Annotated in this window: 25 protein-coding genes; 17 read left to right on the plus strand and 8 right to left on the minus strand. The window is 61.4% G+C overall.

The window, feature by feature from the left end:
• Positions 1-175: 175 nt before the first annotated feature.
• From M6D32_RS25085 to M6D32_RS25105, 5 genes are all read left to right on the plus strand, one after another.
• Positions 176-667, plus strand: coding sequence for a single-stranded DNA-binding protein (locus M6D32_RS25085; protein ID WP_298261391.1), 492 nt, complete (start codon positions 176-178; stop codon positions 665-667).
• A gap of 110 nt (positions 668-777) precedes the next feature.
• Positions 778-1,176 (plus strand): DUF2306 domain-containing protein, encoded by a 399-nt coding sequence (locus M6D32_RS25090; RefSeq protein ID WP_298261393.1) that lies wholly within the window; start codon positions 778-780, stop codon positions 1,174-1,176.
• Positions 1,177-1,356: 180 nt separating this feature from the next.
• Positions 1,357-4,098: a DNA gyrase subunit A gene (gene gyrA, locus M6D32_RS25095; RefSeq protein ID WP_298261395.1), complete on the plus strand. Its 2,742-nt coding sequence runs from the start codon at positions 1,357-1,359 to the stop codon at positions 4,096-4,098.
• 430 nt (positions 4,099-4,528) lie between these two features.
• Positions 4,529-5,113, plus strand: coding sequence for a carbohydrate-binding family 9-like protein (locus M6D32_RS25100; RefSeq protein ID WP_298261397.1), 585 nt, complete (start codon positions 4,529-4,531; stop codon positions 5,111-5,113).
• A 43-nt stretch (positions 5,114-5,156) separates the two neighbouring features.
• Positions 5,157-5,288: a hypothetical protein gene (locus M6D32_RS25105; protein ID WP_298261399.1), complete on the plus strand. Its 132-nt coding sequence runs from the start codon at positions 5,157-5,159 to the stop codon at positions 5,286-5,288.
• Between the two features lie 258 nt (positions 5,289-5,546).
• On the opposite strand, the gene M6D32_RS25110 is transcribed toward M6D32_RS25105, so the two are convergent.
• A complete protein-coding gene (locus M6D32_RS25110; RefSeq protein WP_298261401.1) occupies positions 5,547-5,804 on the minus strand; it encodes a hypothetical protein in 258 nt (85 codons plus the stop codon).
• A gap of 307 nt (positions 5,805-6,111) precedes the next feature.
• Between M6D32_RS25110 and coaD the strand changes: the two genes are divergently transcribed.
• The 5 genes from coaD to queA all read left to right on the plus strand — a co-directional run bounded on the left by coaD (position 6,112) and on the right by queA (position 9,572).
• Positions 6,112-6,609 (plus strand): pantetheine-phosphate adenylyltransferase, encoded by a 498-nt coding sequence (coaD, locus tag M6D32_RS25115; RefSeq protein ID WP_298261403.1) that lies wholly within the window; start codon positions 6,112-6,114, stop codon positions 6,607-6,609.
• A gap of 34 nt (positions 6,610-6,643) precedes the next feature.
• Entirely contained in the window at positions 6,644-7,186 is a 543-nt protein-coding gene (locus M6D32_RS25120) for a peptidylprolyl isomerase (RefSeq protein ID WP_298261405.1), read from the plus strand.
• 356 nt (positions 7,187-7,542) lie between these two features.
• Positions 7,543-7,950 (plus strand): hypothetical protein, encoded by a 408-nt coding sequence (locus M6D32_RS25125; RefSeq protein WP_298261511.1) that lies wholly within the window; start codon positions 7,543-7,545, stop codon positions 7,948-7,950.
• Positions 7,926-8,390 carry a peptidylprolyl isomerase gene (locus M6D32_RS25130; protein ID WP_298261408.1) on the plus strand — a complete coding sequence of 155 codons (465 nt, stop codon included), beginning with the start codon at positions 7,926-7,928 and terminating at the stop codon, positions 8,388-8,390. The genes M6D32_RS25125 and M6D32_RS25130 overlap by 25 nt, the downstream gene beginning before the upstream one ends.
• Before the next feature lie 105 nt (positions 8,391-8,495).
• Positions 8,496-9,572, plus strand: a complete 1,077-nt coding sequence (queA, locus tag M6D32_RS25135; RefSeq protein WP_298261410.1) for a tRNA preQ1(34) S-adenosylmethionine ribosyltransferase-isomerase QueA — start codon at positions 8,496-8,498, stop codon at positions 9,570-9,572.
• 2 nt (positions 9,573-9,574) lie between these two features.
• Here queA and M6D32_RS25140 read toward each other — a convergent pair whose 3' ends face one another.
• Complete coding sequence (locus tag M6D32_RS25140) at positions 9,575-10,600, minus strand: aspartate-semialdehyde dehydrogenase (protein ID WP_298261412.1); 1,026 nt, start codon at positions 10,598-10,600, stop codon at positions 9,575-9,577.
• A gap of 337 nt (positions 10,601-10,937) precedes the next feature.
• On the opposite strand from M6D32_RS25140, the gene tgt reads away from it, so the two are divergent.
• The gene (gene tgt, locus M6D32_RS25145; protein ID WP_298261414.1) at positions 10,938-12,071 is read left to right on the plus strand and encodes a tRNA guanosine(34) transglycosylase Tgt; all 1,134 of its coding nucleotides are present in this window, start codon (positions 10,938-10,940) and stop codon (positions 12,069-12,071) included.
• A gap of 202 nt (positions 12,072-12,273) precedes the next feature.
• On the opposite strand, the gene M6D32_RS25150 is transcribed toward tgt, so the two are convergent.
• Positions 12,274-12,489: a hypothetical protein gene (locus M6D32_RS25150; protein ID WP_298261416.1), complete on the minus strand. Its 216-nt coding sequence runs from the start codon at positions 12,487-12,489 to the stop codon at positions 12,274-12,276.
• 208 nt (positions 12,490-12,697) lie between these two features.
• Here M6D32_RS25150 and cysK point away from each other — a divergent pair, with 208 nt between their 5' ends.
• Positions 12,698-13,675, plus strand: coding sequence for a cysteine synthase A (gene cysK / locus M6D32_RS25155; RefSeq protein ID WP_298261418.1), 978 nt, complete (start codon positions 12,698-12,700; stop codon positions 13,673-13,675).
• A 2-nt stretch (positions 13,676-13,677) separates the two neighbouring features.
• Entirely contained in the window at positions 13,678-13,917 is a 240-nt protein-coding gene (locus tag M6D32_RS25160; RefSeq protein ID WP_298261420.1) for a BrnA antitoxin family protein, read from the plus strand.
• Positions 13,918-14,070: 153 nt separating this feature from the next.
• On the opposite strand, the gene M6D32_RS25165 is transcribed toward M6D32_RS25160, so the two are convergent.
• A complete protein-coding gene (locus M6D32_RS25165) occupies positions 14,071-14,991 on the minus strand; it encodes a DMT family transporter (RefSeq protein ID WP_298261421.1) in 921 nt (306 codons plus the stop codon).
• Positions 14,992-15,136: 145 nt separating this feature from the next.
• Here M6D32_RS25165 and M6D32_RS25170 point away from each other — a divergent pair, with 145 nt between their 5' ends.
• Complete coding sequence (locus tag M6D32_RS25170) at positions 15,137-15,532, plus strand: RidA family protein (protein ID WP_298261423.1); 396 nt, start codon at positions 15,137-15,139, stop codon at positions 15,530-15,532.
• A 50-nt stretch (positions 15,533-15,582) separates the two neighbouring features.
• On the opposite strand, the gene M6D32_RS25175 is transcribed toward M6D32_RS25170, so the two are convergent.
• The 3 genes from M6D32_RS25175 to M6D32_RS25185 form a co-directional block, all read right to left on the minus strand.
• Positions 15,583-16,134 carry a hypothetical protein gene (locus tag M6D32_RS25175; protein ID WP_298261425.1) on the minus strand — a complete coding sequence of 184 codons (552 nt, stop codon included), beginning with the start codon at positions 16,132-16,134 and terminating at the stop codon, positions 15,583-15,585.
• Positions 16,135-16,415: 281 nt separating this feature from the next.
• Positions 16,416-17,006 (minus strand): formyltransferase family protein, encoded by a 591-nt coding sequence (locus tag M6D32_RS25180; RefSeq protein WP_298261427.1) that lies wholly within the window; start codon positions 17,004-17,006, stop codon positions 16,416-16,418.
• A 153-nt stretch (positions 17,007-17,159) separates the two neighbouring features.
• Positions 17,160-17,516 carry a hypothetical protein gene (locus M6D32_RS25185; RefSeq protein WP_298261429.1) on the minus strand — a complete coding sequence of 119 codons (357 nt, stop codon included), beginning with the start codon at positions 17,514-17,516 and terminating at the stop codon, positions 17,160-17,162.
• Between the two features lie 329 nt (positions 17,517-17,845).
• On the opposite strand from M6D32_RS25185, the gene M6D32_RS25190 reads away from it, so the two are divergent.
• From M6D32_RS25190 to M6D32_RS25200, 3 genes are all read left to right on the plus strand, one after another.
• A complete protein-coding gene (locus M6D32_RS25190; protein WP_298261431.1) occupies positions 17,846-18,565 on the plus strand; it encodes a hypothetical protein in 720 nt (239 codons plus the stop codon).
• A gap of 81 nt (positions 18,566-18,646) precedes the next feature.
• Positions 18,647-19,012 (plus strand): winged helix-turn-helix domain-containing protein, encoded by a 366-nt coding sequence (locus tag M6D32_RS25195; protein ID WP_298261433.1) that lies wholly within the window; start codon positions 18,647-18,649, stop codon positions 19,010-19,012.
• 452 nt (positions 19,013-19,464) lie between these two features.
• Entirely contained in the window at positions 19,465-20,970 is a 1,506-nt protein-coding gene (locus tag M6D32_RS25200) for a porin (protein WP_298261435.1), read from the plus strand.
• Between the two features lie 375 nt (positions 20,971-21,345).
• Here M6D32_RS25200 and M6D32_RS25205 read toward each other — a convergent pair whose 3' ends face one another.
• On the minus strand, positions 21,346-22,761 hold the full coding sequence (locus M6D32_RS25205) for a sodium:solute symporter family protein (protein WP_298261437.1): 1,416 nt from the start codon (positions 22,759-22,761) through the stop codon (positions 21,346-21,348).
• Positions 22,762-22,809 lie beyond the last annotated feature (48 nt).

Raw genomic sequence — 22,809 nt, forward strand, 5'->3', positions numbered from 1 at the left:
GACCCAATCGAGACTTGCAGGCCGTCCCGGCGCATTTCGGCAAATTGCCCAGGAACAAAACTGGAACATTGCGGCTGGCGGTGCTATATGTGGGGATAACACGGGATCCGCGGGCGCGCCCGGCAAGTGAGCGTATAGGGTCTGCCCGGACAAGCGAAGTGAGTGGAGAGCGGCGATGGCAGGAAGCGTAAACAAGGTGATTCTGGTCGGAAATCTCGGCAAGGATCCCGAAATCCGGCGCACCCAGGACGGCCGTCCGATCGCCAATCTCAGCGTCGCCACTTCCGAGAGCTGGCGCGACAAGGCGACCGGCGAGCGCAAGGAAAAGACCGAGTGGCACCGTGTGGTGATCTTCAATGAAGGGCTTTGCAAGGTTGCCGAGCAGTACCTGAAGAAGGGCGCCAAGGTTTACCTCGAAGGCCAGTTGCAGACCCGAAAGTGGACCGATCAGAGCGGTGCCGAGAAGTATTCGACCGAGGTGGTGCTGCAAGGCTTCAACTCGAACCTGACCATGCTGGACGGGCGTAGCGGCGGAGGCGGCGCCAGCGTTGGCTCCGACGATCAGGGCGGCGGCGATTTCGGTGTCAGCGGACCCTCGAGTGCGCCGCGCCGGGCGGTGGCCGCCGGCTCTCGCAGCAGCGACATGGACGACGACATCCCGTTCTGATCTGGTTTTTCAAGCACGGCATCGAATTTCCATCCGAACCCAAGACGGTTGCAGATGGAGTAGCGGTCGTTTGATCCGGTGCTGGATGGCGGCGAGAGGAGACGCGCGACTTGAGCCTCGCACCGTTGCTCGATGCGGAGCCTGCAATCCCTCTTCACGCGATGGCCGCGATGGCGGCCTTCGTGCTCGGCGTCATTCAGCTGGCGGGGTCCAAGGGAACGCTACCCCATCGTACCGTCGGCTGGATCTGGGTTTTGCTGATGCTCGCGGTGGCGCTGAGCTCGTTCTGGATCCATAGGATCAAGCTGTGGGGACCGTGGAGCCCGATCCACTTGTTGTCGATCTTCACGCTGACGATGCTTCCGCTCGGTGTGTGGTATGCGCACCGCCATCGGGTCGTGGATCACCGGCGCGTCATGATCGGGATATTCTCCGGCGCTCTTGTCGTCGCCGGGCTGTTCACGCTCCTGCCAGGGCGCATCATGCATATGGTCGTTTTCGGCCCCTGAAACCGCGCCCGTGAAGTGGCTTTTGGGTGTCGGTCCGGAGGCGCGGAATCTGGCGGGTGGACGGCCTGCTAAGTTACTGGAAAAACGAGGGGAAAATCGTCTGCTCCGGGCGATCAAGGGGTGGTTTTGCGGCCCCCGATGCGCTATATGATCATGATTCTGATCTGACCGGATTTTCCCTTGTCTGAACCTGAAGATACGAAGCCCGGCGATCCGCCGGTGCCGTCCGATATTCGTCCCGTTTCCATCCTCGACGAGATGAAGCGCTCCTACCTCGATTACGCCATGAGCGTGATCGTGGCGCGTGCGCTGCCGGATGCGCGCGACGGCCTGAAGCCGGTGCATCGGCGCATCCTGTACTCGATGTATGAGCAGGGGCACACGCCGGACAAAAAATACGTCAAATCCGCCCGAGTGGTTGGCGACGTCATCGGTAAATATCATCCGCACGGCGACCAATCGATCTACGACGCAATGGTTCGCATGGCGCAGGATTTTTCCATGCGCGTGCCACTGGTCGACGGGCAGGGCAATTTCGGCTCGGTCGACGGTGATCCGCCAGCGGCCTATCGGTACACCGAAGCGCGTTTGACGCGCTCGGCGATCCCGCTTCTCGACGACATCGACGAGGACACCGTCGATTTCGAACCAAACTACGACAACTCCGACAAGGAACCCGCGGTTCTTCCCGCGAAGTTTCCGAACCTCCTGGTGAACGGCGCTGGCGGTATCGCTGTCGGCATGGCCACCAACATCCCGCCGCACAATCTCGGCGAAGTCATCGATGCCTGCGTCGCGCTGATCGACAATCCGTCGCTTACAATCGACGATCTCATCAACATTGTCCCGGGTCCGGATTTTCCGACCGGCGGCATCATCCTCGGCAGGCAAGGCATTCGCTCGGCCTATCATCTCGGCCGCGGCTCGATTGTGATGCGCGGCAGGGTTTCGATCGATACCATCCGCAAGGACCGCGAGGCCATCGTCGTCACCGAAATTCCCTATCAGGTGAACAAGGCCAATATGGTCGAGCGCATTGCTGAACTGGTGCGCGAGAAGAAGATCGACGGCATTGCGGATCTGCGCGACGAATCCGACCGCGAAGGATTCCGCGTCGTGGTCGAACTGAAGCGCGACGCCATGGCGGACGTTGTCTTGAATCAGCTCTACAAGTTCACGCCGTTGCAGTCGAATTTCGCCGCCAACATGCTGGCGCTGGACAATCGTCGTCCTCAGACCATGAATCTGAAGGACATGCTCACGGTCTTTATCGCCTTCCGCGAGCAGGTGGTGACGCGGCGGACGAAGTTCCGGCTCAACAAGGCGCGTGACCGCGCCCACATCCTGGTAGGTCTCGCCATTGCGGTCGCCAATATCGACGAGATCATCCGCGTCATCCGCACCTCGCCCGATCCGAATACGGCGCGCGATGCCCTGATGTCGCGCGATTGGCCGGCGAACGATGTCGCCGCCATGATCACGCTGATCGACGATGCCCGCCATCGGCTCGCTCCCGACGGCACGGCGCGGCTATCGATGGAGCAGGCCAAGGCCATTCTCGACTTGCGACTGCAACGGCTGACCGCGCTCGGCCGCGAGGAAATTTCCGAAGAACTCGACAAGCTCGCGGTCGAAATCAACGATTATCTCGACATCCTGCGCTCGCGCGCCCGGATTCAAGACATCATCAAGACCGAGCTTGCCGGGGTCAGATCGGAATTCGCGACGCCGCGCAGGACCGTCATCGTCGAACAGGAAGGCGAGGTCGAGGACGAGGATCTCATCCAGCGCGAGGACATGGTCGTGACCGTGTCCCACGCCGGCTACGTCAAGCGCGTGCCGCTGTCGACCTATCGCGCGCAGCGGCGCGGCGGCAAGGGCAGGGCCGGCATGCAGACCCGCGACGAGGACTTCGTCAGCCGGCTGTTCGTTGCCTCGACCCACACGCCGATGCTGTTCTTCTCGTCGCGCGGGCAGGTCTACAAGGAAAAGGTCTGGCGATTGCCGATGGCCGCTCCGAACGCCCGTGGCAAGGCCATGATCAATATCCTGCCGCTGGAGCAGGGCGAGCGCATCACGACCATCATGCCGCTCCCCGAGGATGAATCCTCCTGGGGTAATCTCGACGTGATGTTCGCCACCACCGGCGGCACCGTTCGCCGCAACAAGCTCTCCGATTTCGTCGACGTAAGACGGTCGGGCATCATCGCGATGAAACTCGCCGACGACGAGGCGATCGTGGACGTGCAGATCTGCACCGAGCACGACGACGTGTTGCTGACCGCCGGCGGCGGCCAATGTATCCGCTTCCCGGTTACCGATGTGCGCGTATTCTCGGGCCGCACCTCGATGGGGGTCCGCGGCATCGCGTTGCCTGAAGGCGACCGGCTGATTTCGCTCACGATCCTACGCCACGTCGAGGCGACATCGGACGAGCGGTCCGCGTACCTGAAGATGCGTCGTGCAGTGGCCGGCGAGAATGCGAGCGAGGAGACAGCGGCCGAGGCAGAGACCGAGGAGGCTTCGAGCGCGATCCAGCTCTCATCCGACCGCTATGTCGAAATGTCGGCGCACGAGCAGGTGGTGCTGACCGTTTCGGTCAACGGCTATGGCAAGCGCACCTCGTCCTACGAGTACCGGACGACCGGGCGTGGCGGCAAAGGCATCGTCGCAATGTCCGTCAACGACCGCAACGGCAGGCTGGTGGCTTCCTTCCCGGTGGAGGAGTCCGACCAGATCATGCTGGTAACCGACAAGGGCCAGCTGATCCGTTGTCCGGTAGAGGACATCCGGATCGCCGGCCGCTCGACCCAGGGCGTGATCGTGTTCGACACCGCCGAAGACGAGCATGTGGTGTCGGTTGAGCATATCGGCGAGGAAGCCGAGAACGGCAATGGTAACGGAGAGGGCGCCGCGAGCTAGTGTCCCGATTCCGAAGTTCGTAGCATTTTTCGGAGCCACGTTTCGAACTTCGGAATCGAAAGGACACTAGCCAACCTACTGTTCTAGTGTGGCTTTGGTTCAGAAGTCCGCACGACGGACCCGCGGCACAAATGATGCGAACTTCTGAACCGCCACATTAGGCGGTCGCCCCCAACTCCTGACCGGCGATCCCGCAACGGGTAGTGGTCCGATTCTAACATTCGCATCCCTTCTCAGCGTGCACTTTTTGCGAATGTTAGAATCAAAGGACCACTACCAAATATATGTTTCTAGTGGAGTTTAGGATTTTGACATTCGCTTTGCGAATTCGCGGCCGGGTGGGTCGCGAATGTCAAATCCACTCCACTAGTTGACTGGACCGGCTTGTCCGGCACACTTGGCTCCCGTCCATGCGCGCGGGGGCCTGGCGATGAGACTCTTTCTCGTTCTTGTCATTGCGATGTTGCCGAACTGTCGGGGGGCGCTCGCCTGCGAGCTGTCGTTGGTCGCGCCCGCGACATCGGTTCTGAAGAAACCGGTCCAGGTCCAGGCCTCGTTGACCGGCGACACATTGATCGTGCGCTTCTCGGTGTCGACGCCGTCGCTGAACGCGAAGAAGGCCCTTGATGCCGGCGAATATCCCTATCAATTCGATGTCGTGGAAGTATTCGTGACCTTTTCGGACAGCGGATTTCCTTATTTCGAATTCGAAGTGTCTCCGTACAATCAAACCTTCCAGGTCAAGATCGTCAGCGCCAAGGAGCACCAGGAAGGCGTCGATCTCGGTTTGACATCGACAGCAACCATCGCGACCGGCGGCTGGAAAGCCGAGTTGAATATTCCCTTGAAATCACTGGGTTGGGACGGCGACCCGGAAGATATTGGTGGAAACTTCTATTCGGTTTTGGGGCCGGTAAAGGAGCGCAGCTATTGGAGCACCTTCCTGCCGAAGGCCGCCAAAGCCGATTTTCACCAGCCGCAACAATTCAAGCCGCTGTTGCAGTGTAGCCAATAAGATGACCCAGCACTTTTGAGAGGCGGTGTCATGGGGGGACGCGATGGGAGGAAGCGGCGAGATCAGGCGGCGTGATTTCGTGCAAACGTCAGGTCTGCTCGCGGCAAACCTGATCGTAGGCCGTTCGCTGTCCGCGCTCCCGAAGGCCGAGGCCGCGACCGACAGCAGCGCTTGATCCCAAAAAGGATATGGTTCTGCTCTCCGGAAGTTCGGCACCTGACAAATTCGACTACGAGCCTCCTACAGCCAGCGAAAGCAGATCACGCCGCAGGTGCGCGTGGTTGGCGCAAGCCGTTGGCAGCGTTATCCGGCGGGCCACCACAATGGCGCCAGCTTCGCCATGCGCTCCGGCGATTCCGAAGGTCGCATCGGAGGGGCCGCAATAGCTTGCGAATTTCGGAATCGGAGCTCTAGGTCGATCGCAGGCCGAGCCCTACGGCGTGCGGTCGGCAGTTACCAGACGGGCTTGCCGGACCGCTCCCCTGGAGCCAGCGGCGCGCAGGCAGGAAGCTTCGAAATTCGGCCAGGCCTGCTGCGAGCAGTCGCGGCCGACCGGGCGGATGTCGAGGCGGTCGGATTTGGCGAGCGGGCGCGGCACGCTCGCTTCGACCTGGGGCGCAAAGCCCGGCAGGATGGCCAGGGCAGCGGCAACGCAAGCGGCGGCAGCGATTGCTGAAAGAGTCTTGATCATGACGGTCCCCTGTCGGGCCTTGGTGGCCCCGTTAACTGGCCGCGTTGATACAAACCGGGCGTTTCCGGAGTTCTTCGCGAAAGCCTCAAAACTGGCGAAAATGGTTTCGTCCCCCCGCCATATTGTTTCGTCGGCCAGGGGCCGGCGAAACAAAGCAGACTCGCGAACGTTAGAATCGGACCCCCAGCAGACGCGCCCGGCGGGCAACGGGTTCAAAGACCGACAAAATTAACGGCTTTGCCGCCGGGATCAGGCTGCGCAGCCGGAGCGGCTTGCGGGCGCGCACGGAGCGGGGTAGGACGGTTTCATGCCCCGTATCGCGCTCTATCCCGGCTCCTTCGACCCCGTCACCAATGGCCATCTGGACGTCGTCCGGCATGCGGTCGCGCTCTGCGACCGCCTGGTGGTCGCTGTCGGCGTCCATCCCAGCCGTGCACCGCTGTTCCCGGTGGAAGAGCGGCTCGCGATGCTACGCGAGGTGTGCGAGCCGGTAGCGGCCAGCGCGAAATGCGAATTCGATTGCGTTACTTTCGACGATCTCACGGTGACCGCGGCCAAGCGCGCCAAGGCCACCATTCTGATCCGCGGTTTGCGCGACGGCACCGACCTCGACTACGAAATGCAGATCGCCGGCATGAATGAGACCATGGCGCCCGAGGTTCACACCGTTTTCCTGCCGGCATCCCCGACCGTCCGCCCGATCACTGCCACACTGGTGCGACAGATCGCCGGTATGGGTGGCGACGTCTCGAACTTCGTGCCCAAGGCCGTTGCCAAACGCCTCAAGGCCAGGTTCGGCCACTGATCTCTTTCGCTCATTCTCTCACGCTGGAGCTTCCATGATCCGAATTCTCGCCGTTCTTGCCGCGCTGGTTTGCGTTGCGCCCGCCATCGCCCAGCCGCTTCCTGCAGGTCTCGACAAGAAGAATGCGATCGTCATCGACACCACCAAGGGCCGGATCGTCATCAAGCTGCGCACAGATGTAGCGCCCCAGCATGCCGAGCGCATCAAGCAGCTTGCGCGTGACGGCTTCTACAACAATGTGCCTTTCCATCGCGTCATCGACGGCTTCATGGCGCAGACAGGTGACGGCCAGAATTTCAACGGCACCGGTGGATCAAAATATCCGAACCTGAAGCAGGAATTTTCCAATGTGCCATTCAAGCGTGGCGTCGTCGGCATGGCGCGCAAAGGCGAACCGGACTCCGCGAACGCGCAATTCTTCATCTGCTTCGCCGATGCTTCGTTCCTGAACTCCAAATATACGGTGATCGGCGAAGTCGTGCAGGGCATGGACGTGATCGACAAGTTCAATCGCGGCGAACCGCCGGTCAATCCTGACAAGATGGTGAAGGTTCAGGTCGCTTCCGACATGAAGTGACCAGCGCGGTACATTGGAAGTTCCTATCAGTTTTGCTGCAAATTCATCACGGGAACATCAAATTCGAAGCCGCACTGGAAACAATAAGTTGCTAGAGCTCCTTTGATTTCGAAGTCGCATCGGAGGGTTGCTGCGGTTGTTTGCGAACTTCGGAATCGGAGCTCTAGTGGTCCGATTCTAACATTTGCATCCCGGTGTGGATGGCACTCTTGCAAATGTTAGAATCAAAGGACCACTAGCAAGTATAGGTTTCTAGTGGAGTTTTGGATTTGACATTCGCTTTGCGGGTTCCAGGCTACGGGGTAGCGAATGTCAAATCCACTCCACTAGTGACGAGCCTGCCTTGCCGGTTCGCCTTGATCTGCGCTGCGGCGGCGTGGTTCGTCGGACCAAACCCTGCGCCGGCGCAACCGGCGCAGGTCAATACCATTGCTGACGTCGTTGCGAGATTGAAAGCTTGTTGGCAGCCGCCAGACCCCAGGCGAGCCCACGCCGGCATCGACATTACGGTGATCGTCAGTTTCAAGCGAAACGGAGAGATTTTGGGCAAGCCGCGCGTCACCTATGAATCGGAACAGGCTGACGACAACGACCGTCTATTGTACCGGATTGCCGTGATGGAGGCATTGCAGCGCTGCACGCCAATGCCATTTACAGAAGGAATGGCCGGTGCCGTAGCCGGCCGCCCCTTCGCCGTTCGATTTCAAAACCGGAAACCTTCACCAACAGAGAAGCGAGCATGGCTGATACCGAAAATACTTTGATCCTCGAAACTACGCAGGGGCCCGTCACCATCGAAATGCGTCCGGATCTGGCGCCGGGCCACGTGGCGCGGATCAAGGAACTGGTGCGCGCCGGCTTTTACGATGGCATCGTGTTCCACCGCGTCATCGAGGGATTCATGGCCCAGACCGGCTGCCCGCAAGGTACCGGCACCGGCGGTTCCGGCCAGAAGCTGAAGGCCGAGTTCAATGCCGAGCCGCATGTGCGCGGCACGGCGTCGATGGCGCGCGCCGCCAATCCCGATTCCGGCGACAGCCAGTTCTTTATCTGCTTCGACGATGCGCCGTTCCTCAACAAGCAGTACACCGTCTGGGGAAAGGTGACCTCGGGCATGGAGAACGTCGACGAGATCAAGCGCGGCGAGCCGGTCAAGGATCCCGACAAGATCGTGAAGGCGCGCATGGCCAAGGACGCGGCGTGATGGTTTGTTGTCATTCCGGGGCGTCGCGCAGGCGACGAACCCGGAATCTGAGATTCCGGATAGCCGCGCAAGAGGCGCGGCTTCCGGAATGACGCTTAGCTCGAAATGCGCACCGATCTTTTCGACTTCGAACTCCCCACCGAGCGGATCGCACTCCGCCCGGCGCATCCGCGCGACAGCGCGCGGCTATTGGTCGTCGAACCCGGCGCACGCCTGCACGACCGCGTGGTGACCGATCTGCCGCAATGGCTGAGGGAAGGCGATCAGATCGTCGTCAACGATACCAAGGTGATCGCGGCGCAGCTTAAGGGGAGACGGATTGGACGCGAGACTGAGCCGAAAATCGAAGCGACGCTGATCAAGCGGCTCGACGGCTCGCGCTGGCAGGCGTTGGTGAAGCCGGCCAAGAAGCTTGCGCCCGGCGATGTCGTGCGCTTCGGCAACGAGGGCAAGGTCTGTCTGCTCGGGCATCTCGATGCCGAAGTGGAGGAGAAAGGCAAAGAGGGCGCGGTGACGCTGTCGTTCTCCTTTCACGGGCCGACACTGGATTCCGCGATATCAGACCTCGGCAGCCCGCCGCTGCCGCCTTACATCGCCTCCAGGCGGGCGCCGGACGAGCAGGACGCGGCCGATTACCAGACCATGTTTGCGGTGAACGAGGGTGCGGTCGCCGCGCCCACCGCCGGTTTGCATTTCACGCCGGCGCTGGAGACAGCTTTGCGCGAACGCGGAGTCGGCCTGAACCGGATCACGCTCCATGTCGGCGCTGGCACGTTCCTGCCGGTCAAGGCCGACGACACCTCCGAGCACAGGATGCACGCGGAGTGGGGTACGATTTCCGCTGATGTCGCCGACACGCTCAATACGGCGCGCGCCAGGGGTGGCCGCGTCGTCGCCGTCGGCACCACCTCGATGCGGCTACTCGAGAGCGCGGCCACGGAGAACGGCATCATCCAGCCATTCACCGACGAGACCGCGATCTTCATCACCCCGGGCTATCGCTTCCGCGCAGTCGATATTCTCCTGACCAACTTTCATCTGCCGCGCTCGACGCTGTTCATGCTGGTCTCGGCCTTTTCAGGGCTGGAGACCATGAAGCAGGCCTACAAGCACGCCATCAAGAGCGGCTACCGGTTTTACTCCTATGGCGATGCCTGTCTTTTGTTTCGGGAAGATAGCTAGCATTACGCCGTCACCCGCTCCGGCAGGAGTTCCGCGATCTGCACCGCGTTCAGCGCTGCGCCCTTGAGCAGTTGATCGGCCGAGACAAAAAGCGAAATCGAACGTCCGCTCGGGTCGCTGAGATCCTTCCGGATACGTCCGACCAGCACATCGTCCTGACCTGAGGCCTCGATCGGCATCGGAAAATAATTCCTGACGCGGTCGTCGACGATCTTCACGCCGGGGGCGTTGGTCAGGACCCTGCGGACCTCACTTTCCGAGATCGGTCGCTCACATTCGAAGGTGATCGCCTGGCTGTGGGCGCGCAGCACCGGCACGCGCACGCAGGTGACGCCGATCGCGATGGCGTCGTCCTCGAGGATCTTCCGGCTCTCGTTGATCACCTTGGTCTCTTCCTCGTTGTAGCCGGTCTCGGGATCGATCGGGGTATCGTGGTTGAAGACGTTGAAGGCGTAAGGGTGGGGCAGCACCTTCGGGGTGAAGCTCTCGCCTGCGAGGTTGGCGCGGGTCGATTCCACCAGTTCTGCCATCGCCGCGGCGCCTGCGCCGGAGGCCGCCTGGTAGGTCGAAATGATCATCCGCTTGATGCGGTTCTGCCGGTGGATCGGCCAGAGCGGCATCAGTGCTGTTATCGCCGAGCAGTTGGGGACGGCGATGACGCCCTTGTGCTCACGGATACGGCGGCCGTTGATCTCGGGCACCACCAGCGGCACGTTCGGATCCATGCGGAACGCCGAGGAGTTATCGATCACGACGGCGCCGGCCTTGACCGCAATCGGCGTAAACTTTCGCGAGACGTGGCTTCCGGCCGAGAACAGCGCGATGTCGACGCCGTCGAACGAATCTTCGCGCAGCTCCTCGATCTCGATGGTCTGGCCCCGGAAGCCCACCGTTTTTCCCGCGGACCGCCTACTCGCCAGCGCCTTGAGCTTGCCCACGGGGAATCCGCGCTTGTTCAGGGTTGCGATGAATTCCGCGCCAACGGCGCCGGTCACACCGGCAATGGCAACAACGGGATCTCTATTCACGTTCGTCTCCACTTTGTTTGGACATGATCTTCGCGCAAACGCTTAGGCGTTTGTCGCGAGGGAAAACCTGTTTCTACTTTTCCGGATCATGCCGCGGGCAATAAAAAAGCCCCGGACCATTTGGTGCGGGGCTTCGGATCGGATGGTGCGTCGTTCGACTACGCGCGCACGCCTCCCGCGCCCCCGGAGGGCTTGGTTTTGGTCGTGGTTTTGGTAGTCGCTGACATCATGGGAGCGGACTTATGGGCAAGAGTAGGCAAGTCGTCAACCGATTTTGCCGCGAAACCGTAAAGCAACGGTTGAACAGGGCGGTATTGTTACGCGATAAGCCGCTTCCATGACCGTTGCCAATCATTTCGAACTGCTTGCAACCGATGGCGAGGCGCGAGCCGGCGAGCTGACGACGCCGCATGGCGTGGTGCGGACACCGGCCTTCATGCCGGTCGGCACGGCAGGGGCCATGAAGGGCATGCACTGGCGCGAGGTGCGCGACGCGGGTGCCGATATCGTACTGGGCAACACCTACCATTTGATGCTGCGGCCGGGCGCTGAGCGGATCGCGGCGCTCGGCGGCTTGCAGGCCTTCACCGGCTGGAACGGCCCGATGCTGACCGACTCCGGCGGCTTTCAGGTGATGTCGCTGTCCGAGCTGCGCAACGTGAAGGAGACGGCCGTCACCTTTCGCTCGCATATCGACGGCGCCATCGTCGAATTGTCGCCGGAGCGCTCGATCGAGGTGCAGCGTCTGCTCGGGTCCGACATCGCGATGCAGATGGACGAGTGCGTTCGCTTGCCAGCCGAGCGTGGCGACATTGAGCGGGCGATGCAGCTATCGTTGCGCTGGGCCGAGCGCAGCAAACGCGCGTTCGAGACCGCACCATCCGGCTACATGCTGTTCGGCATCGTGCAAGGCGGCGACGTTCCCGAGTTGCGGCGAACGAGCGCGCAAGGCCTCGTCGATATCGGCTTTCACGGCTATGCGATCGGGGGGCTGGCCGTCGGCGAGCCGCAACCGGTGATGCTTACGATGATCGAGGAGACCGCGCCGTTCCTTCCCAAGGAGCGGGCGCGTTATCTGATGGGGGTTGGAACGCCCGATGACATCCTTGAGGCCGTGGCGCGCGGCATCGACATGTTCGATTGCGTGATGCCGACCCGCAATGGCCGCCACGGCACGGCGTTCACGCGGTACGGCCAGATCAATTTGCGCAATGCGCGCCACGCCGACGATCCAAGGCCGCTTGACGAAACCAGCTCCTGGCCATCCGCGCGCACCTGTTCACGCGCCTACCTGCATCACCTCGTCAGGTCAGGCGAAACGCTCGGCGCGATGCTGCTCTCCGAGATCAACATCGCCTACTATCAACATTTGATGAGCGAGATCAGGCAGGCGATCGCCCAGGGAACGTTCGCAGGGTTTCGCGAACGCACGCGCAGCGGTTGGAAAAAAGGCGACATTACGGCGCGCTGAAGGCCTCGCGCAGGCATGCAGGTTCGAAAAACGCTGGAACCTAGTGCGGCGAATTTGAAGTTCCTATCGGTTTCGCCGTGAGTTCGTTATAGGAACTTCAAATTCAAAGCCGCACTAGAATCAGTAAGTTGCTAGAGCTCCTTTGATTCCGAAGTTCGCATCGGAGGGGCCGCAATAGCGTGCGAACTTCGGAATCGGAGCTCTAGTTACACGACAAACGCTTGAACGAATGCTTGGTAACGAAGCCGTAACCGCAAGTGTCGCAGGTCCAGAGGTAACTGACAACGTTATCGGCCAGATAGGCTGACGCTTCGGCAGCCACCATGGAATCGGCGCATACAGGACACGTCGGCAGATCGCTGCCACGCGGGCTATGCGATGTGGATGTGGTGGACAGGACTTCTGCAAGTGCTGACATCGCGGCCTCCCTCTCGATGTGAGCGTGACGTCACCATACAACAATTTGTTTGACGGTGTCGCAACACAAATGCGTTGGTTTTGCGATATTTGAAGTGGCGCGAATTTTTGCGATGCAGCGAATTGTGGCGCGGAAATGCTTGAACGACGGCGCGCATTTTCCTCTATAAAAACTGACTCAAATTGTCGCTCGCATCGGAGAGACGCGCATGACTGAAACGTTGACGACGCATGCTGCGCAGCATCGCGGTCGTGGCCGGGTATTCGATAGCATCGTGGATGCGATTGGCGATACGCCGATAGTGCGGCTGCAACGGCTGCCGCAGCAGCGAGGCGCGAACGCGACGATTTTAGCCAAACTCGAATATCTCAGTCCCGCCGCGAGCGTGAAGGATCGCATCGGCGTCGCCATGATCGTGGCAATGGAGAAGGCCGGCCTCATCGATGCCGACACAGTTCTGATCGAACCGACCTCCGGCAACACCGGCATTGCGCTCGCCTTCGCGGCCGCCTCGCGCGGTTACCGATTGAAACTGGTGATGCCGGAATCGATGTCGATCGAACGGCGCAAGATGCTGGCGTTCCTCGGCGCCGAGATTGTCCTCACGCCAGCGGGCCAGGGAATGAAGGCCGCGATCGCGACCGCCGAAGAGCTGGTGCGGACCACGCCGAAGGCCATCATGCCGCAGCAGTTCAAGAACCTCGCCAACCCCGAAATTCATCGTCAGACCACAGCCGAGGAAATCTGGAACGATACCGGCGGCAACATCGACATCTTTGTCGCGGGGGTCGGGACAGGCGGCACCATCACGGGGGTGGGGCAGGTGCTGAAGGCACGCAAACCCTCGCTGCGGGTCGTTGCCGTCGAGCCGGAAGAAAGCCCGGTGCTTTCGGGCGGCCGGCATTCTTCGCACAAGATCCAGGGTATCGGGGCCGGGTTCATTCCCGACGTCCTCGATCGCTCGGTCATCGATGAAATCGTCACGGTGGGCAGCGCCGACGCCATCGAGACGGCGCGGGCAACGGCGCGCAACGAGGGCATCGCCGGTGGCATCTCCTCGGGCGCTGCGATTGCGGCTGCGATCAAACTGGGGCAACGTCCCGAAAATGCCGGCAAGACCATCCTGGCGGTCGTGCCGTCGTTCTCCGAGCGCTATCTCTCAACCGTGCTTTTTGAAGGAATCTGATCGTGTCCGACCAACCACGGCGACCGCGAACCCTCAATGATGCCCGTACCGAAGCGGAAGCGGCGTTCAAGAAGATGACCAGGAAAGAGCCGGAAGCGGCGCCCAAGGCTAATGTGGCGCCGGGCGTAAAGGAGCAGGTCTCGCTGCGGATCGACCAGGGTGTGCTCGAATTCTTTCGAGCGGGCGGGCCGGGGTGGCAGGATCGGATCAACGAGGCGTTGCGCAAGGCCGCCGGGAAATAGTCGGCGTTAACCGCCGATCGCCCAAATCCGGCCTCAGGCTTCGACGGGTGCAGCCTGCGGCCGTGGTGGAGTGGATTTGACATTCGCTCGCAGGGATCCGCGACCGCTTGTAGCGAATGTCAAATCCAAAACTCCACCAAAGACATATTTTTGCTAGCGTCCCTTTGGTTCTGACATTCGCAAACGCGCGCGCCGCAACAAGATTCGAATGTCAGAACCGGGACCTAGTGGCTTCAAGTTCAAGAGATTGCCGGTCAGGATGAGGAGCGCGCCCAGTACGGTGAAGATATCCATCCGCTCGGCGTAAAGTAGCCAGCCGGCAGCGGCGGTCAGCGGTACGCGGAGGAAATCCATCGGCAGCACGATCGTGGCGTCGGCATAGAGCATCGCGCGCGCCATGCAGAAATGCGAGAAGGTGCCCCCGATGGCAATTGCGATCGCGCAAGCCCAGACATAGGGCGAAGGCCAGACCCAGACGTAGAAGGTAGGCAGCGCGCCGGCCACGACCTGGACCGCCATCATCCAGAACACGATGGCAACCGTCGTCTCGGTGCGGGTCAGGGATTTCATCATCGCAACCGACGTGCCGAAGCCGACCGCGGCGGCCAGCGCGATGAGCTGGCCCGGATTGACCTCGCCCGTTGCCGGACGGACGATCACGAAGACGCCGATCAGGCCGAGCACGATGGCCACGACCTTCCAGGTCGTCATGCGCTCGCCGAGAAAGCTCGCGGCCAGGATGGCCGTCCAGATCGGCATGGTGAATTCGAGCGACACCACTTGTCCGAGCGGGATCAGCGTCAGCGCGTAGAACCAGCCGAGCTGCCCGGCATAGTGCAGGAGACCGCGGCCGGCGTGCATACGCAGCCGCGACGTGCGCAGCGCCGCGAGACCGCCTGCCAGGCGGATCAGGGGATACAGCATGATCAGGCCGAGGCTCGATCGGATCTCCATGATCTGGAAGACGTTGAGTTCGCGCGTCGCCTCGCGGCCGGCCACTGCGACCACCAGCATCAGGCTGAGCCAGCCTGCCATCCACAATGCGGCCTTCGGTTTTGACGGCGTTCGGGTCATGGATCAAACAAGCCGGGCTTAGGGGGCGATGACGCGGGACGCGTCAACAAAGCATGCCGGTATCGTCGAGCAGGCGCTTGTTTGCAACGGCCAAATGAGGCGATGCTATAATCAGTGTACCCGCACGACGTTCAGGAGAACTTTCATGCGCATCCTGCAGCCAGCCGATTGGTCGAAACCGCGCGGCTTTTCCCATGGCGTCGCGGTCGAGGCTCCCGGGCGATGGATCGTCCTGGCCGGCCAGACCGGCGGCGACGGGAGGGCTGACTATCCGCCTGACATGGCTGAGCAGGTTGGCGTGGCGCTAAAGCGTATCATCCGCTTGCTCGCGGAGGCCGGTGCCGGGCCTGAGCACATCGTCCGCTTGACCTGGTACCTGACCAGCCGGAGCGAATACGAGGCCGCTGGGGCTGGAATCGGCTCGGCCTGGCGAGAAACCATCGGAAAGAACTTTCCGCCTTCGACCTTGCTTTACATCGATGGATTGGTTGATGCCCGTGCCAAGGTCGAGATCGAGGTGACTGCCTTCGTGCCGGCATAAAATCGCCGGCGGCGCCGAGATGTCCGCCGGCAATTGGATCCGATCCAAGCTCAACTGCGCGCCAGCGAAATCGAGGCGCTCTTGAACTGGCCCTCGGCCCTGATGACCACCGACTGCCTGTTGCCGCGGGTGGTCAGCGAGATATTCGCCGTGAAACCCGGGGCGCTTGCGATGACCTGAACCACGCCGCCGGCCGAGCGTCCCTCGATCGCGCCATGGATGTTGCGGCTGGATTCACTCCAGGTGCCGGAAATCGCCGGACCCTGGGCCATCACGTTGCTCGACAGGTTGAATTTGTAACTGTCGCTGGCGCAGGTCAGCGTCTGCTGCAAACCGTTGCCACCGGCGCCGACCGCGTAAGTGGCGCGGCAACGGATGCGTTCGGTTGAGCCGTCGTCCAATGTCACGGTGCCAGCACCGCTCCAGACGCCAGCCAGGCCGGCAAACGGTCCGCCGGCTTGCGCGTAGCTTGCCCCGCTCCACATCGACACAACCAGCGCTGCGCCAGCGGCAAGAATGGCGCGCCGCGTCGAGCCGATGCCGAAAGGCTTCCTGTTACTGCTCACGTGAAGCTTTCCTCCACCCGCTGCGCGATACTCCATTCACTTCCCCCATCGGGCATTGTCACTACACCGGCGTTTTGCATATGCACATTGATCGGAACAAGTACAAGAGCCCTGCGGCCGCAACAAACCCGCGACATTGATGCCGGCCGAAGAGGCCACCCCGCCACGCGAAAGCAGCGTGCGCCTGCCGCAAGATCACGAACTCGTTTGGGCTTATTTTCACCTGCAAAAGCAGTTTCGAAACATGGATTTAAATTAAAAGGCAAGTCAGTGGATCAACTGATTGAAGTGATTCCTGTGCGCGAGAGGCCCTCCGGTTAGTCTGCCAGCGCTGGCGCGTTGGTAGCAAATTGCTCGTCTTGCGGCCGCGCCGGCAGAAAGTTGTGTGCCTTTGCGTACTCAATGACTTCAGCCAGCAATCTCTGACCCATCGGCGCCAGCGCACGTTCCCACAGCTGGCGGGCGGTTTCATCCTTTCCGACAAAACACCAATCCTGCGCGGCGATCGCGCCAGCGTCCATGCGATCGGCCAGGTGGTACACCGTGCCACCGGCAATCGGATCCTTCTCGCGGATCGTCCATTCGACCGCGGCGATCCCGCGGTGCCGGGGCAGCAGCGAGGGATGATAGCCGATACCGCCGAGACGGGAGGCTGCCAGCGCGTCCTTGCCGATCCGCGCGTGGCTATGTGCGGTGACAATGAGATCGGTCGCCGGTGCAATTTCAGACGCGACCACCAGTTTCGGGTTGGCCTGTATGACCACCTCGATACCAGCGGCGTGAGCCGCCGCCGCCAAACGGTCGTCCGCGTCGGCAACGACCACCCGCACGACGTCGATGTCGCGCTGACGCAGCATTTGCAGGGTCGTCACGCCGAAATGGCGGGAACCGACGAGGGTGATCCGCATGGTATTTCTTCCGTCAGCTGTAATCCGAAAATGTCGATAGCATGCCGCGGGCGCCGGCCTCATGCCGAAAGCAGCGAGCGCTGGCTTATCAACAGACTGGGCGCGCCGGTATGGAATCGGTGGGGCCGCACTTCGGTAAGGGTACGATCGCCTTTATCGCGACGAAAACTTCGGAATTTTCTCCGCAAAGCCATTGAAGCAGGTCAACCGCTCGTCCTCTTCCTTGACAAAGCGGCAGTCCATGACGCCGTTCGCAGGCCCAGCTTTCGCTTTCGGCTTGGGCGGAACGGCCGCATCATAGCAATCGAGCCGGTCCTTGGTTTGGTCGTCGATGTCGAGGCAAGCCAATAGCTTCTCGGCGAGCGACTTCGCGGGGGCCGCAGGGCCCTTCGACTTGGCGTGATGCGCCGGCGGCTTGGCGGGGGCGGGCGCGGCGGGCGGTGCGTTGTCCTGCTGGGCCATGGCGGCCGATGCAAACAGCACGACGATCAACGCGAGCAATTTCTTCATATCCCTGTCCTCTTTGAGGTCGAACCCTCGTGGCTTGATTCGGAGGATCGCATCGCCGAGCCGCCGGCGGCAGGGCAGGCGGCGGATGTCGGATCCGTGCCCCTCTATAGGGCCGTCCGCGCGCGTTGCAACACGAAGTTAGCGCAAGTTGAACGCAAATCCGACCTTTTGCGAACCTCGGTCCATCTCAATCGACGGCGATGAATCGGCGTTTGTGGCAAGATGGCGGCATTCGGTTTGCGTTCATTTCAAACGCAGCGGCTGACGTAGATTTCGACCCTCCGCCGATCCATAATGGCCGTCCATCGCGGCAGTGGAGAAAGAAAGTTATGCGCGCATTGAAACGCTCGCTGATCGCCGTTCCGTTGGTATCCGTTGCCGCTGTTTTTGCCGTGTCAGCGCAAGCGCAACAACAACAGCAACCAAACCCGCGCGAACAGCATGCGCGCCCGGCCGCGCCGGCAGCGCGTCCGGCGGCGGCCAGAGGGGCACAGGTGCACGGGCCGCAGTTGCGCGGGCCGCAGGGCGGCGCCCGCTTTGCGCACGGCAATTTCCCGGCGCGAAATTTTGGCGGTCATCCCTATCACGGTCACCTCGCATGGGAAGGCGGGCGGTGGCGCCACGAGATGCATAATGGCCGCTATGGCTGGTGGTGGGACGTTGGCGGCGTCTGGTACTTCTACCCGCAGCCGATGGGCGGGCCGCCGGCTTACGTCTCGGACGATGAGGTGATGGACGATGCTTATGCTGATGGCCCGGATGCCGGTCCGGGTGGACCGCCGCCGGTCGCCGCTTATGCTCCCCCACCGCCGGCGCCCGATCCAGCCGCAAGTGCTGTTGGCGGCGCGATCGTTGGCGGCATCCTGGGCGGCCTGATCAGCGGGCGGCCGGTCGGTGCTGCCGTGGGTGCCATCACCGGCGGCACGATCGGCGCGATCGCAGGTGCGCAGGCGGCCGCACGTCCGGGCTATTATCTGGCGCAAGATAACTGCTATTATAAATATCCATCCGGGCAGTACGTTCAGGTCGATCCGCGTAGCTGCTACTAAATCCGACGATGGCGCGCGGGCCGCAAAGTGAGTGCGCCGTCATCCTTGCTGGAATGACTTGAGGGGAAGAGCGAGCCATCGATGCGCAAGTCATCGCTGCCATCCTTGAGCGTTCGGATCGACCTCGACCCCGAGGGGCGGATTGGTCCGGGCAAGATCAGGCTGCTCGAGAAGATCGCCAGCTGCGGTTCGATCTCCGCGGCCGGGCGGGCCATGAACATGTCCTACAAGCGGGCCTGGGACCTCGTCGACGAGATCAACCGGATCTGCAAGCGCGCCGCGGTCGAGCGGCAAACCGGTGGCAAGAACGGCGGAGGCGCGATGCTCACGCCGTTCGGCGAGTCGCTGGTGACGCGCTACCGGAAAATCGAGCGCTCGGCCGAAAGCGCCGCGCGCAAGGAGCTTCAAGCCTTGCGGGCCGACATCGGCCATCGCGCCAAGGGCTAACCGGCCACCGCTTTCCGAACCCTTCAACCTAGTGCCGCCTATTTGAAGTTCCTGCACCACAAGCGGTGAATTCTGTCCAGGAACTTCAAATAGAAAAGCGGTACTAGAATCAATAAGTTTGCTAGTGCCCATAGCTTTCCGAAGTCCGCGAAAGGTCGTGCTGAGATGTAACACGGACTTCGGAAAGTGGGCACTAGCGCTTTGACGTTCGCTGAACGCCTCACGGGATGCCGTGCAGCGGTACTCGGATGTTCGGGATCGCAAATCCGGCAATAGGCAAGTCAAATCCATTTTTAATCTTGGAGTGTTGCGCAGTTGCACTTGTGGCGGGTTTCACCACCGTTATGTTTCGCAAAATATATCGGTCGCTGTGTTTGGCTGGACATAGCGAAAAACAGCCAGACGCCCGTCTGGCTCTCTGGGGCGGCCAAATTTTTGGGGAGTATCAAAACATGAAGAAAGCGCTCGCAGTTGCGCTCGCCTTGTCAGGCCTGGCGGCTAGCGCCCGGGCCGCGGACTGGACTCCGCCGAAAGTCCCGGATCCGATTCCTGACAATTTGACCTGGTACGGCATCACGCCGATTGGCGTGCTCGATCTGGGCTACGCCTACCAGACCAACGGCCGGCCGCTCGGAAGTGTGGTCTCTGGCCTTGAATTCTCGCCGTTTACGACCACCCGCAACTATACCGGGCAGGCGATTTCGACGATTGCCCACAGCGGTCTCACGCAGTCGTTTCTCGGCGTGAAGATCGAAGAGCCGCTCGGCGCTGGCTGGGCAGCGATCGGCCGCGCCGACACCGGCATTGATCCGTTGCAGGGCAAGCTTTCCGATGGCTGCAGTTCGTTCATCCAGAACGCCGGCATCCCTTACAACCAACAGACGTCCAACGCCGACAGCGGTCGCTGCGGCCAGGCCTTCAACGGCGTGCTCTGGGGCGGCATCAGCAACAAGCAGTACGGCACGCTGACGATCGGCCGCCAGAACTCGTTCGAACTCGATAACATCGCCAAGTACGATCCGATGGAGCTGTCTTACGCCTTCTCGCTGCTCGGCTACTCCGGCACGGACGGCGGCATGGGCAGCACCCAGGCGGCCCGTTGGGATAACTCGGCCAAGTACGTCTACGATTTCAACGGCCTCGCTCATATCGGTGGCATGTTCTCCCAAGGTGGCTCGAACACCGGCTTCTTCGGTAACTCCTACGGCGTCAACGTTGGTGCCGCCTACCAGGGCTTCGCGATCGATGCGATTTATACCAAGGAGCACGGGGCGGTTAATCTCCAGTCGTCGGTCAACGATCCGCTTAACGCCACCACGCTGGCGGCCAGCATTGCCGACAACACCGCCTATTCAGTGATGGCCAAATACACCTTCCACCTCGGCGGCGGATATGCTCCGCCCGCCCCTTATCCGACCAAGGCCGCTGTCAACGCCCCACCCCAGCAAGACAAACTGATCCTGTTTGCCGGTTACACCAATCTCAGCCAGGCCAATCCGAACACGCCGGTTACGTTCGGCGGTGCTGCTGGCGGCTATCCCCTGACCAGCACGGCTCTCTTGCCGGACAACGATGCGTTCACGACCGCGAAGGTTCTGAACTTCTTCTGGGTGGGTGCAAAGTATGAACTGGCGTGGGGCCTGAGCTTCACCGGCGCTTACTATCACGTCAACCAGAGCGCCTTTATCGCGGACAGCAAGTTCACGGACCCCGCGGCCTGCGCCCTCAATAGCGCCAGCAAGGGCGACTGCGCCGGCGCCTATGATCAGGTGTCGTTCCTGACTGACTATGCGTTGAACAAGCACCTGGATGTCTATGCGGGCGCCACCTGGGCCAGGGTGACCGACGGTCTGGCGTCGGGCTTCCCGGGGACACCCGGTGCCAAGTTCGGCTTCGCCGGTACCGGTACCTCCATCGATACCGCTACCGTCATGACGGGCTTCCGCATCAAGCTGTAGCTTGAGGCGAACGGCCTCACCCTCGGGCCGAAGAAGCTGCCCCGAACCTGATCGGTTCGGGGCAGTTTTATTTTTTGGGCTTGAAAGGAGCCTCGGAGAAGTGCGCCAAAGGCACATCAGGCGCCGGAATAAATCGCCGCTTCTTGTGGTGGGCGAAGACGAATTTTTAAATCATTGATGCTGTTATTAAAAGGCCGCACCGCCGCGCGGCCGAGTAGCCGGGCGCCGCCCTTTTTTCACCTACCCCAGAGAGCGAAAGCGCTCGGCTACTTCGCGAGGTCGCGTAGCCGGCTGTGCGCTTTCAGGTCGCTATGGGGAACTTTGTTCTCGATCGGAGAACTACGGGCAAATAGCCTGTTTTCAGCAGGATACGGCCTATCGCGGCTCCTGTCCCGGCCGGGTCCCAAAGGCCTGACCGGTCCTCAGCCATGCGAGGACCGAACTCCCAACCATCACGACCGGCGGAATTGCCAGCGCTACATAGGCGTTGTCGATGCCGAACGGATTGCCCATCAAGAACCAGGCGATGGTTGTCACCATCGACACGATGATGCTGACCAGCGCGCCGCCGCTGGTGCCGAGCCAAGGCGCATAGAACACCAGCAGCACCAGAACGGATAGCGAGGCCCGTATAGCCTTGGCGAGGAAGGTCATCTGCAAGACGTTCGGCGTGTAGATCGCCAGCACAATCGGGAGCAGGCCGACGATGATCGTCGTCACCCTGACGAAAACGAGTGAGCGGCCTTTGTCATCTTCCGCTTTTACGAACCGGACGTAGAAGTCCCTGTAGAGCAGAGTGGCCGTGGAAACGCTGATGGCCGCGATGGTGCCGAACAGCGAGGCCGCCAGTCCCGCCGCGACCACACCGGCCATCGGACCGTTCATGTCGGCGATGAGCGCCGAGAAGGCATTGATGGACTTGATCCCGGGTGAAAGGACCTGCGAGCACATTCCGATCAGTGCAGTGGCGATCCCGAAAGGCACCAGCAGGAGGGCCGCGCTGAAGCTCGCGGTTCTCGCCTTTTGCGGCGTTTCAACCGTGTTGATGGCCTGAATGACGTATTGGGTGGAGAACGTGGCGCCGATGCCGGCGATGAACCACGCAAAGATCTGGCTGAGACCCACGTGAGTCCAGGAAAACATCTCGCCGGGCAGGCGAGCGTGCAATTGCGCAAGTCCACCGACTCTGGTCAGCCCGAAATACAGCGCAATGCTGATGCCGATATACTTCATCAGGGAATGGATGACGTTGGTGTAGACCACCGACTTCATTCCCCCGACGAAAACATAGAGCACGGCGGCGACGCCGCAAATTACCGTCGCCAGCGTCCGATCGACGGCAAGCAGCACGCTCAGGATCGCGCCGCCGCCGGCATAGAGCGCGACCGCGACGATCTGAAGCGCAAAGATCATGACCAGCGAGGTGGCGGCCTTGGTCGCGGGACCGTAGACGTCGGCAAACACGCCCGAGATCGTGTTGTGACCGGAGGTCTTGTATTTGCCGGCGAGAAACCAGGCGTAGAACAGAAAGCCCGCCCCGAGCGCGATGATGTTCCAGGCGGCTGAGATGCCGAACACATAGGCCTCTTGCGCCGTTCCGACGCTGGCCGAGGTGCCGATGAATTCGGACATCAGCATCAAGCCGACGAGAACGGCAGGCACCCCGGAATCCGTGGTGCCCGACGTGAAGGTTGTCGTTGATGTCACCGAGCGCTGCACGATGCTCGTCAGCAGTCCGAGAGCGGCCATATAGGCGACGACGATGGCCAGCGCCACATAATTGGGTTGCATACGGACTTGATATCAAGACGCTCGCGATTGCGCCATGCAGCCAATCGG

Source organism: Bradyrhizobium sp., from assembly GCF_027307225.1.
GTDB lineage: Bacteria > Pseudomonadota > Alphaproteobacteria > Rhizobiales > Xanthobacteraceae > Bradyrhizobium.